We start from the raw sequence: 15,865 nt of genomic DNA on the forward strand, positions 1-15,865 counted from the left end.
TTTGAATAGATGTATGGGGGCACTGATGACTATTTGATTTGTAGTGTTTTCGGTTGTGCAGGCCTCGAGGCGATCAGGGTTATAAAAATTCTAATTATATAAATGTGTCTATTGAAAAAACCGTATGTTTTTCGTGCTAATCAGTGGAAGTGGGAGAAATAAGGTGAATAAAGAGGAAGTTCGATAGGTGGAAGCGTTCATAGTGCCTGCGCTCTTGGTATTGCTAAGTGCGGTGTTAAGGAGCTTTATAGTGAACAAAAGTAGTACGCCAACCATATTAGGCGAAATTGGGTTGGGTCTACCTGTAGATCTTACTTTTGTAGCACTTTCAGTAGCCATTTCTTCAGCGGCAATGATTCAGTATTGGTTGGATAATCGAGCCACGCTAATAGTCGGGATATTGTTAGTGGCGGCGTTTCAATTAGGGGCGTTGTATAGGCCGTGCAAAGAATACATTGATGAAGATAAAAATTGGAATTCGTTCGGCTTGTGGTTCTTGAATGTACTTATTACGTTTGGTGTTTTTAGTTTCTTGGTTTTTAAGGTGGTGAGGTGATGGGAGGCATGAGTTCATTTGAATTTATTGTAGCATTTGCCATCTTAATGCTAGCTATGACAGCACTTATGGCATTGATGTTTTATACAATGCAAAAGAAAAGAGAGTCACGTTATAACGAAGAGAAGATGAGGATTGAGCTTGACTTACTTCGTCACAATGTCGAGTCAGAAATATATGGATTGAACAAAAGACTTAGTAAAACTTCAGCGAGATTTGAGGACGCATACCACCTTCAGTTGGATGGCAACAAGGGCTCAATCGAGTCAGAGAAATCAAGTATTGCCCTGAACGGTTTTTTAAAAAGTGCTGGTCTCAATAAATCCGACCTAATTGAAAAAGATTTCGTGTTTGTACTTACGCCGTTTCATAGTGAATTTGATGAAGTTTATGAAGTTATCAAGTCTATATGCAAAAAAGCAGACATTAGGTGCATTCGAGGAGATGAGCAAAATTTTAAAGGCGATATTTTCTCGCATGTTCTAAAGAATCTAGTTCAGGCAAAAGTTGTTGTTGCAAATCTTGGGGGGAGAAACCCTAATGTACTCTATGAGCTCGGGTTGGCGCACGCATTTGATAAAACAACAATTCTAGTTTCCCAGCTGCTCGATGAATTACCAGTAGATATTAAGTCAAAAAGAGTCGTTACATACAAAGACTTTGCTGACTTAAAAAGCGTTCTTCCGGTAGAGTTGCTTAAGGCAATGAAATAGATTTAACAAATCCAAGCCCCAGGGCGTAGAGACGCCGTGTACGTGCTTGGGGTGATTAATACTCAGACTGTATAAGCAAGGAATCCGATATGGCATCTTCGGAATTGATATCAGAAGTACATCGCACAATTGAGGTCTATGAAGAGGCCATCGGAAATTTTGCTGGTCGAACTAGGCAAATGCTAAATGATAATGGCTACATACCGGCTCTTTCTCGTCTAGTGCAAAGCCCAGATCTACAAACTGGTTTTAGAGTGCTCCGCGATCGTGGAGACCTTAGAAATACTTTTGAGGCTGTTATTGTTCAGTTTTCAACCGAGTTCAGTGCGGAAGTTGTTGAAGCTGCACAATGGCGTTTGGATAATGCTGATGAACTGCTGCGAATCTAGGGAATTGCTTAATAAAATCAAACCAGTAACGCCACTTCGTGAGAGCTTATGGAAGATCTTCGTGCACCGGAAAGGCTATTTAAGTATCTCTCGCCGGCCCGCATCAACATACTTTCTGATCAATTGATCCGCTACACACCGTTAGGAGCATTCAATGATCCATTCGAAGGAAGGCCAGAGATTAAGGGGCTGGCTTCAAAAGAAGTAGCTCTCTCTTCTTTCGCTGAAACAATTCCCGGTGAGCTTCAGGCCGTTTACAACTATTTTCCGGCTGAAGTCAGAGCGCGTCTTTCCCTTGAGCAGTGGATTCAGTCTTCAACACCATTTATGCAAAAGCAGCAAGACCAATTTCTGGCGATGCTTGGGACCTTGTCAAAGCAATTTATTTCATCAATTCCTAACAAGTTAGATGACGTGCTGGGAGTTCTTTCTCTGTGTGAAGTTCCAAACAGTCTTCTCATGTGGGCTCACTACGCTGCGAGCCATACGGGATTTGTGTTGGAGCTTGACCCAGGACATCCATATTTTAATGCTCGTAGATCTGATCAAGACGAGTTTGGCTATCTTCGCCAAGTTAAGTATCGAGATACTCGCCCTAGCGCCAGCCTTATTGATCTAGACGGGACAGAGATGTTCTTGGTTAAAAGCAAAGAGTGGTTCTATGAGCGTGAGTGGAGAGTGCTTCGACCTCTCAAAGATGCGCACCATGTTGTTAATTCAATTACCGAGAATATTCATTTGTTTCAGTTGCCAACAGATTCGATTAAGACAGTTATTCTTGGGGCAAGGGCATCAAGTACGCTTGAGGATCAGGCGCGCCTAGCAATTTCTACAAACAGTAACATGTCTCACGTTCAACTACTTAAATGTATCCCGGATGAGTCTCACTTTAAGATCAATATTGTTGCGGGTGAAAATATATGAGGCTGTGTCAACCTTAGGTTGTTAATTTATTTTAATTGTGTCGTGGGGAAAGGTTCTGTCGATCACATTTATTTAATTTAATGTTTGTTGCCAAATGATCACTTCGGTTTTTCGATTAATATTTTTCACTAAGGAAAGGCTATGGCTCTGGATATAAGGGGTGGTCTAAAGAATACGAGCATAAGTTCAAATCGATATGTGGTTTTGGAAGAGCTGGTCTCAAATGCAATTGACTCATATCTCATTCGAAAAAATAGTGAGGAGCTCCTGCCAGATCTCAAGATAGATATAGATGTAGAAGTCACCAACTCAACCTTATTTAATGATTGTCAGCATGACGTTAAGTTGAAGTGTACAGATAATGGGGCTGGGTTTGGTGATGACCAGATTCGTGCGTTTGTCACGAAGGATTCAACATATAAAGACTACTTGAATATTCAAGGGATTGGTAAGTGTAAAGGGGCGGGAAGGATTCAATATTTTCATTTTTTTAGGAATTTTCACGTCGATAGCATATTTTTTTCTGGCGATAAATATCTAAGGCGCACTATAAGCACGAATGAAAATATTCATGAGATAACAGAGCAAAGTTTCAAAACTGAAAATACGGAGGAGGAATCTTTAAGAACGATTGTCTCTGTTAACTCGTTTAAAGATGTGTTCAATGATAAGGGTTTTAGTGGATCGAATATTGCAGCGGACTTTTCTGCGCCGGCGATACATCGGTACCTGTATTTAACGTTTATGCAGCGATTTATTATTCTGAAAAAAATAATTGGCGATTTCACAATAACAATAAATTCGACAGATAACGAATCTACACAATCCGCTGTTATTAAGTCGGATGATTTGCCATCTCCAGTTTCTGTTGAATCAGTACCGCTTTGTTGCTCGCATGGTCGAAGTGTCGACGATGCACCGATCTCTCTTAGGGTTACTCGTTATTCGCTCCCATATTCGTCGTTTAGCGATTTTGGGCACGAAGTTGCACTTTGTGCAAATTCTGCTTTAGTGAAATCTGTAACAAAGTCTTATTTGAAGGGTGGTCAAGATAGGCGCCTTCCGATAAATGAAAAATATGAGCTATTGTTAGTTGAAAGTGACTTCCTGGAAAATAAGGTCAACGAGCAAAGAGATGACTTCAATATTCCTCGTGAGTGCTCTGCTAATGATGATTTTGATCTTAGTCTTTCCATGCAGGATGTGTTGGATTCCCTAGAGGATTATGTTTTTAGTATTTTAACTCCATTGGATTTTGATAAAGATGAATTAATTTCTTCTACAGAAAGCAAGTTTGGTATCAGTCGCTCTATGCTTGAGCAGGCAAAGATAAAAGTAAGATATACGGATACTGAGAAAAATCTTGCAAAGCGAGTTTTAAAGAAATATCAGGAAGATATAGTCAATGAAACCTCCAAGATTTTTGATTTAAAGCAGGAGCTTCTAAATTTGGATCCCAGGTCTCAGGACTTTAGGGAAAAGGTTAATTCACTATCGTGGACATATACATCAACCATAAAAAAGATGGATATGGCTAATCTGTCTCAACTTGTTGTGCGACGAAGTTCGATGCTTGAGGTGTTGAAACGTGCACAGGAATTTATGCTGAACTGCCAAGCTAACTCTAGAGGGAGAAATGAAAACGAAAAAATAATACATAATGTTTTCTTTCCGACAGGTAGGGATAGTAATGATTCAATAGATCATGATATTTGGATCTTGAATGAAGAATATCACTATTTTGAACATATAGCGTCGGATAAGTCTTTGGCTTCAATTCCGTGGAATGAAACTGAGAAACTTTTCGAGAATGATATTGACGAAGAGTTAGAGAAATTATTTGCAAAAAACAATCTGGATCACAGGCTGAAACGACCTGATATAGCGATATTTAATCAGGAAGGGTCGGCAATTATAATTGAATTTAAGGCTCCCGGCGTGGAAATTCAGGAGCATATTCCCGATCTGGCTCAGTATGCCAGGCTTATCGCGGCGAAATCGAATGGAAGAATAAAAAAAATATACGGATATCTAATAGGTGACTGTATGGATGAGTCCAGAATGCCATTAAATTACACTAGGTTTCCAAGCGGTTTGGGCTACTTTAGTACGGATGCGATCGTTGATCCGAGTTCAAGAATTCCGTACGGAGAGTTATATTCGGAAGTTCTTTTCTATGGCCAATTCATCGAAAGGGCTGAAAATAGACTAAAAATATATAAACAAAAACTAAATGTAGAAATTTAATTTTCTGCTTCCTGCGAGCTCATGGAGAGTACTTTAAATTGGGCGGAAATAATAAATGGGGTTAGGTCAACATTATGACACCCATTAGCACCCACTGAGTTTTTGTATCCGTTAGTCATGTGGCCATGACAAAAGGGAAGAGAACGTTCGATGGCCAGATTGCCGCGCCTCGGTCCTGCGAGGATTCCTCAGCAGTTCATACAGCGAGGTAACAACCGGCAGGGTTGCTTCTGTTCAGGGTGGGATATGATCGCCTACGCCGGTTGGCTAAAGCAGTATGCAACGGAGTTCGATATTCAGGTACCTGCCTGGGTGTTGATGACCAACCACGTCCACCTGCTGGTAACTCCGAACGTATGAGGTTGGGTCCATGGATTGGAAGCCACTAGACACAGAAATTGATCACCACACGGCTAAATTCATCGTGGGATTTATCGCTTTGTCACTCGCGATTTTCACGGACTTGCTGACGCCTGGGGTCAGTATCTGCTCGATCAGCCTGTCATACCATTTAACGGATAATGCCCGAAATGTATTCGTTGGCTCGCTCTGCGTTATCTCGGCTTTTCTCTGGTCGTATAATGGCTACTCTTTGTTTCAAGCTGTCTTAAGCAAAATCGCAGCAGTCGCTGTCGCAGCAGTGGCATTTTTTCCATGCGATTGCTTTACCGGTCGGGGTGTTGAGGAGGGAGCTAGAGAACCCACGGTGACTGGAATTGTCCATACGGCCTCGGCAATTTCAATGTTCATTATCCTCGCAATCTTTTGTTGGCTGTTTTACCTGAGAGCGAGAGAAAAAGATTCCAAAGAGGCGAAGGCTAGGGGGCTAATTTATAGAATCTGCGCAATTGCGATGGTTGTCGCCATGGCCGTACAGCTGCTGAATATTCTGGATTGGGTAGATTTTAGCGGTGTTACTCAGCGGCTGACTTACTATGTCGAAGCGACAGCTTTGTTCGCATTTGGTGTTGCATGGCTGACCGCTAGCCGCATGTTGCCATTTATTACTAATGAAGATGAGCGCGTAAAAATCGAGCTTTCTGAACGGTAGCTGAATTTATGGGGTTGTGTTCATTTCTCGGTATTGGTGGTTCTCGGTTCTTTTGCGAGTAAATTCAGGGTCGATTCAGTTGTGCCGGGGTAAAAAGCAGGTGTGAATCCAAGGAGAAGGCACCATGCGCCCGTTCCCATACCGATTACTCACCGCTCTCACCATCACTTTGACCCTCGGTGGCTGTGTCACCTACCCATCTGCGCCGGTGTACGTCGGGAGCACCTATGTCCGCCATTCTCCTCCGGTTTACTCCTATTCAGTGATCACCGATCCCGGCTATCGCTACTACGACGATACCCTCGGCGTTTACGTGTTCTACGACCGCAGCGACGTTTTCTATCGACAGGGGCATTACTATCGTTGGTATCAGGACCATTGGATCAGTGCCAGTCACTGGCGTGGCCCCTGGTATCGCGCCCCAGATTTTTATGTCTCGGGAAGCTTCAATGATCGCTGGCATACGCGTTTGCGCCGTCATGGCCATCACTATGCCGGAGGACGCGACTACACACCGCCGCGCCGGCAGGATCATGACGACGGTTACAATCGGCGGGATCGGCATGAAGGCAATGGGCAACGACATGATCGTCGTGACGAGGGCCGGGATCGCCCAGGGCAGGGCCAGAATCGTGGCCGAGGTGGCGAGCAGGGGTTTGCTGGTAAAGCGGTGCCAGAGCCGCGGGCGCCTCAGGCAGATAACCGCAGTGGGGATCGTCGTAATGAACACCGGAACCCATCTCCGAATCCACGCCGGGACGTGCGCGCAGTTAAACTCGCGGACAAGCCAACCGGCATTCGGGACCCGCGCGTTGTTCCTGCATTAGAGCGTCCGGCAATCGATCGCCGCGCGGTGCGCGACAGCCCCAAGCCACAAAACCTGCGCGGTCAGCCCCAGCGCAATGCGCCAAATGATCGGCACAATAACGCTGCGAAGCCAGTTCCGCCCCAGGAGGGTAAGGAGCCAAAGAGTGAGCAACCAAAGAAAAAGACACAGGAAAAGAAGTCCAAAAAGAATACGGATAAGCGCGATCAGGTAATCCGGGTGCGTGAGCCGCTTACTGGTCGGTCCAATGAAGCACGTCGTCGGATCGATTGATTCTGTCTAATAAATAGAAGAGAACCCATGCACGCTTTTTTCCATAAGGGGAAAACAAGTAACTTTGCGTGCCAAATAGCAGGATGCCGGTATTTCCATTGTGTTGAACCCGGGTAGTTAACCGGGCCCTGGTGTAGCCTACACATCTCAGCGACATTTCAGTCACATTTGCATTGCTAACCTTCCAGCGTTTCACCAAATAATAACGGCAGATCGTTGAAGGGAACACAATATGAGCAGGCAATTGAGACAGGTATCGCGGTTGACTCTATCGGCGGTGTTGATGGGAACTCCACTTATTACCCACGCAGCAGAGACGCCCGGTGCGTTGACGATCGTCGTCAAGGATCAGAATACGGATCGGCCACTGTCATCCGCGCAGATTGTAATCAGGGAGCGGGAAACCAATTCCACGCGATCTGTACAAACGGATGCACAAGGTCGTATTGTCGTTGAACTGCTCGACCCCGGTCTCTACTCGGTGAACGTAGCCAAAGGCGGGTTCAGTTCATCCTATGAGCCAAGCGTGCGCGTGGTGACGCGCAAGAATCTCAAAATTGAATTCGAACTTCGCGAGCAGGCCATTGAGGAGGTGGAGGTCCGGGCTCAGCAAGCCGATGTATTGGCATCCGCCAGCAGTACCTACCTGGATAGGGAAGCGCTGCGCAGTGCGGTTGGTGGCGGCTCGGATCCACTCCTCTCGCTGGATGGTTTGCCTGGCCTGGCATCCGCCAGTGAGTTCGCGAGCTTTAGCGTGCGCGGACGTGGCCCAAGGGATAATCTGTTATTCGTTGATGATTTCCCGTTTGATAAGGCGGTGCACTTTGATGCGACGCTGGGTGAAGAAGAGGATGTCGGCGGCGGTGGCCGCTTCTCGATTTTCGCTCCGAACGTGATCAGTGGTGCAGAATTCTCACCGGGTGGGTGGAGTGCGGCGTATGGCGGCCGGGCTGCATCATTACTCAAACTGGAAGTTGCGGATGGCAACCCAAGCCCTTCCGCAAGTCTGCGCTTTGACATTGCCGGCTATGAAGTTGGTTACGATGGTCCTGCCGGTATCACGGAAGACTCTACGTTGCTTGTCTCTGCGCGTCGACTGGACTTCGGCTCATTTTTTGAAACGATTGAAGAACTCGACATTGGCGCGCCTGTCTTAAGAGACGTCATCGTAAAGTCGGTTGTGCCAATCAACCAGAACCACACCTTCGAAGTTCTATTGATCGACACGCACGAAGACTATTTTCGCGATGTGACGCACGTGTTTGCCTCGCCCAATTTCGAAGATGCTGCGCTTCAATACTCGGAACAGGATAGTGATTTGTACGGCTTCACCTTGCGATCATTGATCGGTGAAGAAGCTGTATTGACCAACAAGGTTTACTACCGCACCAGCGACAAGATCAGTTCAGAGGGTGAATCCTTTCCGGATCTCGTACCTGAGGGATCACCGGCATCCAGTTTTCCGGTGCGGGAAGACATTATTACCGTCGGTGAGGGTGAGACCGAGATCGGCTGGCGCAGCGACTTCGAGACGCTGAATCAATGGGGTGTGTTCAGTGCCGGTCTTCGAGTCACACAAACTGAGCTGGACTATAGCACCGTCCTGGATGGCGATTGGATCCGGTTCGTCTACGACGACGATGATTTCAGGCAAGACCCCGATCAGCGTTTTATTGTGCTGACGCCCGAAAACATCAACTCTTCTCTCAATCAGAAAGCAACGAGCTACGCAGGTTACGTAGAACAGGTTTTTGAGTTTGGAGACTGGGATTTTCGCTCCGGCGTGCGGTTGGAGCGGGACGGTTTTGCGGACGAAAGCTTTGCGTCGCCCCGGTTCGGCGTCAATTGGCGGCCGGGTAAAACGGTTAGATACTTTGTGACGGCAGGACTCTTTCATCAGTCGCCGCGGTTTTTGGATCTCGCGGCTAATGAGTCGAACGACCTCGAAAACGAAGAAATCACGCACGCTAGTATCGGTTTTGAATACTTTCCGAACAACAGCTGGTCGGTGCTGACGGAAGCCTATTATCAAAACCTTGACAAGCTGGTGGTAGACCTTGACCGAGCCAGCGGCACCTTTGCCAACATTGGCGACGGCACGTCATACGGTGTTGATATCGTGGCCAATGGCACGATTCGCGAGGGTATTTACGCTACGGCAACCTACTCATACAACGATGCCGAAGTGGACCGCAAAGATGGTCGTGGTGCCGTGGCGGCCGAGTTCAACCGTGAGCATGTCGCTACCCTCGGCCTCACCTGGGAAATCAGCGACCGCTGGAAGGTGGCGGGGCGCTACAAATATCTTTCCGGCAGACCAGATGATGCGTTTATCATTCACTCAGACGTGTTGGGGGAGGGGCAACCACTGCGCTACTCGAAAGAGATCACTGAGCGTAATGTCGGTCGCAAAGACAGCACCGCCATGTTCAACGTTCGCGTTGACTATCGGCGTGCCTTTGGCCCCGTAGATGCAACGGCCTTTCTCGATGTTATCAACCTGACGGCAGCGTCCTCGAGTGACGATACCGAGTTTGACTACCGCCGAGGTGTTGAAGTGGAAGACGAGAGCGAAGCCGAGCCGCTTATTGGTTTGCGTCTGGACTATGCCTGGTAAATCAGGCCTGGTAAATCGTGCCCGGGTAATCGAGCCTGGTAATGGGGGAGCAGTAGATGGTAGATGCGCTTGGTGCGGCGCCGATTCGAGTGTTGATTGTCGAAGACAGTCGCGGCATTTGCGAGAACATTGCCGCTTATCTCGAAAAGCATAGCTATGTTATGGATTTTGCCTATGACGGTATCAGCGCTATGCACCTGGCGTTGACGAATCCGTTCGATGTTATTGTTCTGGACCTGAAGCTGCCGGGGATGGATGGCCTGAGTTTCTGCCAGAAGCTGCGAGCGGATGCCCAATTGGAAACGCCTGTGCTTATGCTAACCGCGCGGGATACCCTTGACGACAAGCTCAAGGGGTTCGAGGCAGGGGCCGATGACTATTTGATCAAGCCCTTCGCATTACAGGAGCTCCATGCGCGACTGCAGGCGCTGTACAAACGTAGTCACGGTAAAGCCGCGAACCTGTTGACGGTAGGTGACCTGACCCTGAACCGTTCCACCCAGCAAGTCTATCGTGCGGGGCGGCACATCGATCTCACCCCTGCCGGCATGAGGCTACTTCACCGATTGATGAAAGTGGCCCCGTCTGTGGTGGCCCGCGATGATCTGGAAACATTGTTGTGGGCGGATGAGCGCCCCGATGGTGATGCGCTTCGCTCGCATATGTACAAATTGCGGCAGGCGATCGATCGACCATTTGATCGCCCGTTGATTCATACGGTGCATCGCATCGGGTACCGGATTGCCGAGGATACTCATTGATGTACCGGTACAGTTTGCGCAAGCGCGTCGCCATTGCCTTTGCTGTGTGTGTTGCTGTACTCAGCGTGGTCTGGGGATTCGCGTTTTTCTCTGCGATCCGATTGAGCGAGGACCGTGTGCTGGCGCATCAGCTGCAGCGTGCCGCTGAAAGCTATCCCTCGCTGACGATGAGCCTGCGCGGATACGATGAGGTTGGCCGCTTGCCGGAATCACTCAGGGAATGGGCGCTGACAAATCCCGATGAAGGCTTGTATGAATTCGATGCCGAAGAGTTACATGTCGCGGTAATACGCACCGGCAACGAACAGCGACGCGCATTTGTGGTTTTTGATGTTGCCGGCATTGAGGCTGCGTCTTCAGAGGATTGGTGGTGGCTGCTCGTTATCACCGGAGTCGTGGGTACGCTCGGTGTGCTTGGTTTCGGGCTGGGCGTTGTCGTGATGCGCAGAGCGGTCGCTCCTGTTGTGCAACTCGCTCACGTGGTTGCGGACATCGACCCGGAAAAGCTATCGGCGGAAGATCATAAACGCATAGCGTCCAGCCGGTTCGGTGATGATGAGGTTGGCGTGCTCGCCAGGACCATTGAGAAGACGCTTGAGCGTATCAGCGCATTTGTTGAGAGGGAGAGATACTTTACCAGTTCGGCCAGTCATGAGTTGCGTACGCCGATCACCGTGATACTGGGCGCGCTTGAACTGCTGGAAGAAAGTGATCTGTCGGCGACCGATAGGAAGGCGGTAGATCGGGTGAGGTATGCGGCGCTCGAGATGAAAGCCACCGTTGAAATGTTCTTGTGCCTCGCTCGCGAAACCGACGATGGGTTGTATGACGAGCAGTTTCTAGTGAAGCCGCTGGTAAGCCAGGCGATAGATCAACAGCGCCACCTGTTGAACGGCAAGTTCGTCGATGTTGATATCGACGAACTCGTGAATCCCAGCGTCTGCGGGCATCCGCAGGCTTTTTCCATCGCGGTCAATAATCTGGTGCGAAATGCGTTCGAGCACACGCTCAACGGGCAGGTGCCGGTTACGATTCGTATCAGTGAGCATGAGCTATTCGTCACCAACCAGGTAGGCAGTGAAGCGGATAAACGGCCCACGCCGGTCGAGGCGCCGTCTCAAGGGTATGGTCTGGGGCTGGGTATCGTTCAACGGCTGTGTGAGCGCAATGGCTGGTCGTTTTCGCTGCACGCCGACGAGGCGCGTGTCATCGCCCGTCTTGCGTGGTGACTTGCATGGTGACGAGGGCAGACGCCAGGGCCCTCTCGTCCGGCGCTGGCGATACTGATATCTGTGTATTTATCCAGTAGAATGGCGCCAATCATCAACACCGGCGCCGACCCAAGCCTCAACCCAGTACAGTCTCTTGCCCCAAGGATTTCTCCTCACCCGCCACAGCTTTGATCAGCGCGGCAGCACCTGCATCCACTACTGGCTGGCCACGCCCGAGGGCCCGGTCAAGCTGGTTATTGAAGGCGAGCGCCCGGTCTTTATGGTGAGGGTCGCGGACCACACCCAGGTGACCGAGGCGTTGGCCGGCGTGCCCTGCGATTGGCAGCAGCTGGGCTTCCAGACCTTTGGCCGCGAGGAAGCGGCCATGCTGTATTTCCCCACCATCGACGCCCACCGCCGGGCCCAGGCCCTGTTGCAAACTCGCGGCATCGAGGTGTTTGAGGCGGATTTTCGACTCCACGACCGTTACCTGATGGAGCGCTTTGCCCGCGGTGGCCTCTACTTTGAAGGTGAAGCCCGGGCCAAAGACGGCTACACGGAATACCGCCAGGTGCGCCTCAAAGGCGCCGAGGTGCAGCCGGATTTCAGGGTGGTTTCGCTGGATGTGGAGTGCTCCGGTCAGGGGGAGCTTTATTCCATCGGCCTCTACGGGCATGGCGCGGAGGAGGTACTGATGGTGGGGCAGCCGCAGAGCGCCGATACCACCATCCACTGGGTGGAAGACGAGCGGGCCCTGCTCAAGGTCCTGGAGGCCAGGATCCAGGGCCTGGACCCGGACATCATCATCGGCTGGTCCGTGGTGGACTTTGATTTTCGGCTGCTGCTGAAACGGGCAGCGCGCCATGGCCTGCGCCTGAAGCTGGGGCGCGGTGGCACAGATGCGCGCTGGCGTGACGGCGGGGAGGGCAGCCAGGGCTTTGTGACGCTGCCGGGCCGGGTGGTGCTGGACGGCATCGACGGTCTGAAGAGCGCTACCTACAACTTTGAAAGCTTCAGCCTGGAGTTCGTGTCCCAGACGCTGCTGGGAAGAGGCAAGGACACCGAAGACGTGGACAACCGCCTGGCCGCGATTGAACACGATTTTCGCCATAACAAACCCAAGCTGGCGGCCTACAACCTGGAAGACTGCCGCCTGGTCTGGGATATATTCCAGCACACGCGGTTGCTGGATTACCTGCGCCTGCGGGCTCAGCTCACCGGGCTTGAGCTCGACCGCAGCGGCGGCTCCGTGGCGGCCTTCACCAACCTCTACCTGCCCAGACTACACCGCAGCCGCTATGTGGCACCCAACCTGCCGGCCGACGGCGGCCTGGCGAGCCCGGGTGGTTATGTCATGGATTCCCGGCCGGGTCTGTACGACAACGTGCTGGTGCTGGATTTCAAGAGCCTGTATCCCAGCATTATCCGCACCTTCAAAATTGATCCGATGGGGCTGGTCGAAGGCTTGGTGGATGACAATGCTATTCCCGGTTTTCGCGGTGCGCGCTTTTCCCGTGACAAACATTTCCTGCCGGACATCATCACCAACCTCTGGGCCCAGCGCGACATCGCCAAGCAGGAGCAGGATGCCGCCCGCTCTCAGGCGATCAAGATCATCATGAATTCTTTCTACGGCGTGTTGGGTTCCGGGGGCTGCCGTTTTTACGACACCCGCCTGGCCAGCTCCATCACCCTGCGCGGTCACGAGATCATGCAGCAGACGGCGCGCTGGATCGAGGAACTGGGCCATCAGGTCATATACGGCGATACCGATTCCACCTTTGTCTGGCTGAGTGGCCACCCCAGCCTCGAAGAGGCGGATACGATCGGCAAGCACCTGGCCAGCGAGATCAACACGCGCTGGCGGAACAAACTCAAAGACGAGCTGGCACTGGAGTGCGAACTGGAGCTGGAATTCGAAACCCACTACCAGCGCTTTCTGATGCCCACCATTCGCGGCTCCGAGGCCGGCTCCAAGAAACGCTACGCGGGCCTGGTAGTGAAAGGGGGCGAGGAAAAGCTGGTATTCAAGGGCCTGGAAACGGTGCGCAGCGACTGGACCGCCCTGGCCAAAAAGTTCCAGACCCAGCTCTACGGGATGGCGTTTAAGGGGGAGGATCCGTCCGGCTATATCCGCGATATGGTGGAGAAAACCCGGGCAGGGGAGATGGACGATCAGCTGGTGTATCGCAAGCGGCTCCGGCGGAAACTGGAGCAATACATAAAAAACATACCGCCGCAGGTGCGCGCGGCGCGACTCGCCGATGAACACCGCCGCCAGCAGGGGCTTTCACCCAAATATCAGAACAAGGGCTGGATTCGTTACGTCATCACCCTCAGCGGCCCGGAGCCGGTGGATTACCGTCAGTCACCGATTGATTACCAGCACTATATCGACCGGCAGCTCAAGCCGGTGGCCGATGCCATATTGCCCTTCATCGATCTGGATTTCGACAGCCTGGTGGATGGGCAGCTGGGGCTGTTCGGCGTGTGATGACGCGTAGCGGTCCGCACAAAACCACCGATAGCGATGAAACCGGGTTCCACACAACTTATCTTTAATGAGCGTGATAATATCCCCCGAATTAGATGGCCCGACGTTGGGTGCCATGACAATCTGCCGCAGGTGGGGCGGCCTAGGGGATAGAAGCAACATCTATGTCACAGCTTGATTTATCGTTGGTTCAAGTGCCTGAGCCCAGTCAGGTTCGAAGCCGCCAGGCATTGGAGCGGCTGCTCACCGTTGGGGAAGAGTTGCTTGCTGGCAACCGGTTTGAAGAGGCGAGTGTGACGGAAATTGCGAGCCTCGCAGAATCTTCAGTGGGTACCTTTTATCGACTGTTGGGCGATAAGGACACGCTCTCATTACTCCTGTTGCAGCGATTCATGCAGCGGTTGGCTGATACTACAAGCCAACTGCGCGATGCTGGCACTCAGTGCCAAAATTTGTATGAAGGTGTGCGTCTGCTGACGGATACCTATATCGATGTTTACACTGGCCGCCGCGGCGTGTTGCGCGCGGTGATTCTGCGGGCGTCCCGGAGTGCGACGTTCCGCGATAGGGTGCACCAGCTCAACATGCATATTTCTGCTACGGCCTGCGATTGCCTGACGCCATTTATGGATCAGGTGGTTCATCCCAACCCCCGCCAGGCGGTATCTTCCGGCGTTCACATGGTCTTGGGGGCGCTAAACCAACATACCGTGACCGGCACCCTTGGAGGCCTGAAACCAGAGCAGCTTCGCGAAGAAATAGCGCGGCTTCTGCTCGGGTATCTCCGCGGGCCCAAATAGCGCACGTTCGGTTTTATTGGCGCTTTTTTACACCATTCCTTCCGGCGAACCCCTTGCAAACTCAGAAACGGACGATTAGTATCATTTTTCGGAAGATGAATTCCGATTCCGCGATGCCGTGGAAAGAAACAACAATAACAACAGCGAGATGAGTAGATATCATGCCGCATTTTTCAAACGGTGGACGCCGGCTGCATTTCTCGGACGATAACCCAAACCATGGCGAGCCACTGTTGCTGCTGCATGGACTGGGCTCGCGCGGCACTGATTGGGGGCCGCAGATCAACGGCTTGGCGAACGAGTATCGCGTCCTCACGCTCGATTTTCCGGGGCACGGGGATAGTGACCCGATTCATGCGCCGGTGAGCATGGCAGATCTTGCCGGTGATGTGAGGGCACTCCTGGATCACCTGCAAATCCCTCGGGCTCATGTCGTGGGTCTCTCACTCGGCGGTATGGTTCTGTTTCAGCTACTGGCCGATAGCCCCGATCGACTGCGCTCTATCACCGTGATCAATTCCGGCCCGGGTCTCACCTCCGGCCAGTGGCGGATGAGCTTTTTGGTCGCTTTCCGCACACTTCTGATTCGTACGTTTGGCTTGCCGATGCTGGCAAAAAAAATAGCACCGAAACTCTTCCCCCATAAAGAACAGCAACCGCTGCGAGAGGCTTTCCTGAGCAGCATCGACGCTGTTGATACGGATTCCTACGTACGCGTGCTACGGGCCATTGGCGATTTCAATGTCTGTGCTGAGGTTGCAGGGAGCCAGATGCCGGCACTGATTTTGTCTGCGGACAATGACTACACCCCGGTTTCGTACAAAGCGGAATATGTTGCAACACTTGGCAATGCCCGATTGTCCGTGATCAAAAACTCCGGACATGCCTCACCCATGGACAGCCCCGACGTGTGCAATCAGTTGATCCGTGATTTTTTGAGTGACCATGTTGAACAGGAAGTAAGACCGTTGGAAGCAGTAATAACCAACTGAAACAATAAAAG

14 protein-coding genes are annotated in these 15,865 nt (G+C 51.0%); all 14 read left to right on the top strand.

The genetic code is table 11. The features are described 5' to 3' along the window. Nucleotides 1–250: 250 nt before the first annotated feature. The 14 genes from C3938_RS14950 to C3938_RS15025 all read left to right on the top strand — a co-directional run bounded on the left by C3938_RS14950 (nt 251) and on the right by C3938_RS15025 (nt 15,854). Complete coding sequence (locus C3938_RS14950) at nt 251–556, top strand: hypothetical protein (protein ID WP_158681718.1); 306 nt, start codon at nt 251–253, stop codon at nt 554–556. Nucleotides 557–564: 8 nt separating this feature from the next. Further along, the gene (locus C3938_RS14955; protein WP_158681719.1) at nt 565–1,269 is read left to right on the top strand and encodes a hypothetical protein; all 705 of its coding nucleotides are present in this window, start codon (nt 565–567) and stop codon (nt 1,267–1,269) included. Nucleotides 1,270–1,358: 89 nt separating this feature from the next. After that, a complete protein-coding gene (locus C3938_RS14960; protein ID WP_105104034.1) occupies nt 1,359–1,658 on the top strand; it encodes a hypothetical protein in 300 nt (99 codons plus the stop codon). 48 nt (nt 1,659–1,706) lie between these two features. Beyond that, nucleotides 1,707–2,582: a DUF2971 domain-containing protein gene (locus C3938_RS14965; RefSeq protein ID WP_105104035.1), complete on the top strand. Its 876-nt coding sequence runs from the start codon at nt 1,707–1,709 to the stop codon at nt 2,580–2,582. Nucleotides 2,583–2,723: 141 nt separating this feature from the next. Beyond that, nucleotides 2,724–4,829, top strand: a complete 2,106-nt coding sequence (locus C3938_RS14970; protein ID WP_105104036.1) for a hypothetical protein — start codon at nt 2,724–2,726, stop codon at nt 4,827–4,829. Between the two features lie 150 nt (nt 4,830–4,979). Further along, nucleotides 4,980–5,189: a transposase gene (locus C3938_RS14975; RefSeq protein ID WP_105104037.1), complete on the top strand. Its 210-nt coding sequence runs from the start codon at nt 4,980–4,982 to the stop codon at nt 5,187–5,189. Between the two features lie 10 nt (nt 5,190–5,199). Further along, a complete protein-coding gene (locus C3938_RS14980; RefSeq protein WP_105104038.1) occupies nt 5,200–5,880 on the top strand; it encodes a DUF998 domain-containing protein in 681 nt (226 codons plus the stop codon). Nucleotides 5,881–6,004: 124 nt separating this feature from the next. Then, a complete protein-coding gene (locus C3938_RS17950) occupies nt 6,005–6,979 on the top strand; it encodes a hypothetical protein (RefSeq protein WP_158681720.1) in 975 nt (324 codons plus the stop codon). Nucleotides 6,980–7,211: 232 nt separating this feature from the next. Further along, nucleotides 7,212–9,596, top strand: a complete 2,385-nt coding sequence (locus C3938_RS15000; RefSeq protein ID WP_105104042.1) for a TonB-dependent receptor — start codon at nt 7,212–7,214, stop codon at nt 9,594–9,596. An 83-nt stretch (nt 9,597–9,679) separates the two neighbouring features. Continuing rightward, nucleotides 9,680–10,357, top strand: coding sequence for a response regulator transcription factor (locus C3938_RS15005; RefSeq protein ID WP_199775662.1), 678 nt, complete (start codon nt 9,680–9,682; stop codon nt 10,355–10,357). After that, nucleotides 10,357–11,586, top strand: a complete 1,230-nt coding sequence (locus C3938_RS15010) for a sensor histidine kinase (protein ID WP_199775620.1) — start codon at nt 10,357–10,359, stop codon at nt 11,584–11,586. The genes C3938_RS15005 and C3938_RS15010 overlap by 1 nt, the downstream gene beginning before the upstream one ends. A 136-nt stretch (nt 11,587–11,722) precedes the next feature. Next, complete coding sequence (locus tag C3938_RS15015) at nt 11,723–14,062, top strand: DNA polymerase II (protein WP_105104045.1); 2,340 nt, start codon at nt 11,723–11,725, stop codon at nt 14,060–14,062. 164 nt (nt 14,063–14,226) lie between these two features. Beyond that, nucleotides 14,227–14,862: a TetR/AcrR family transcriptional regulator gene (locus C3938_RS15020; protein WP_105104046.1), complete on the top strand. Its 636-nt coding sequence runs from the start codon at nt 14,227–14,229 to the stop codon at nt 14,860–14,862. A gap of 161 nt (nt 14,863–15,023) precedes the next feature. Beyond that, nucleotides 15,024–15,854 carry an alpha/beta fold hydrolase gene (locus tag C3938_RS15025; protein WP_105104047.1) on the top strand — a complete coding sequence of 277 codons (831 nt, stop codon included), beginning with the start codon at nt 15,024–15,026 and terminating at the stop codon, nt 15,852–15,854. Nucleotides 15,855–15,865: the final 11 nt, after the last annotated feature.

The sequence above is a fragment of the Microbulbifer pacificus genome, from assembly GCF_002959965.1.
In the GTDB taxonomy this organism is placed as follows: domain Bacteria; phylum Pseudomonadota; class Gammaproteobacteria; order Pseudomonadales; family Cellvibrionaceae; genus Microbulbifer; species Microbulbifer pacificus_A.

Excerpts from the sequence above, each read along its gene's own strand:
- C3938_RS14955 (WP_158681719.1), top strand. The coding sequence starts at position 565 with ATGAGTTCATTTGAATTTATTGTAGCATTTGCCATCTTAATGCTAGCT.
- C3938_RS14960 (WP_105104034.1), top strand. The coding sequence starts at position 1,359 with ATGGCATCTTCGGAATTGATATCAGAAGTACATCGCACAATTGAGGTC.
- C3938_RS14965 (WP_105104035.1), top strand. The coding sequence starts at position 1,707 with ATGGAAGATCTTCGTGCACCGGAAAGGCTATTTAAGTATCTCTCGCCG.
- C3938_RS14970 (WP_105104036.1), top strand. The coding sequence starts at position 2,724 with ATGGCTCTGGATATAAGGGGTGGTCTAAAGAATACGAGCATAAGTTCA.
- C3938_RS14975 (WP_105104037.1), top strand. The coding sequence starts at position 4,980 with ATGGCCAGATTGCCGCGCCTCGGTCCTGCGAGGATTCCTCAGCAGTTC.
- C3938_RS14980 (WP_105104038.1), top strand. The coding sequence starts at position 5,200 with ATGGATTGGAAGCCACTAGACACAGAAATTGATCACCACACGGCTAAA.
- C3938_RS17950 (WP_158681720.1), top strand. The coding sequence starts at position 6,005 with ATGCGCCCGTTCCCATACCGATTACTCACCGCTCTCACCATCACTTTG.
- C3938_RS15000 (WP_105104042.1), top strand. The coding sequence starts at position 7,212 with ATGAGCAGGCAATTGAGACAGGTATCGCGGTTGACTCTATCGGCGGTG.
- C3938_RS15010 (WP_199775620.1), top strand. The coding sequence starts at position 10,357 with ATGTACCGGTACAGTTTGCGCAAGCGCGTCGCCATTGCCTTTGCTGTG.
- C3938_RS15020 (WP_105104046.1), top strand. The coding sequence starts at position 14,227 with ATGTCACAGCTTGATTTATCGTTGGTTCAAGTGCCTGAGCCCAGTCAG.
- C3938_RS15025 (WP_105104047.1), top strand. The coding sequence starts at position 15,024 with ATGCCGCATTTTTCAAACGGTGGACGCCGGCTGCATTTCTCGGACGAT.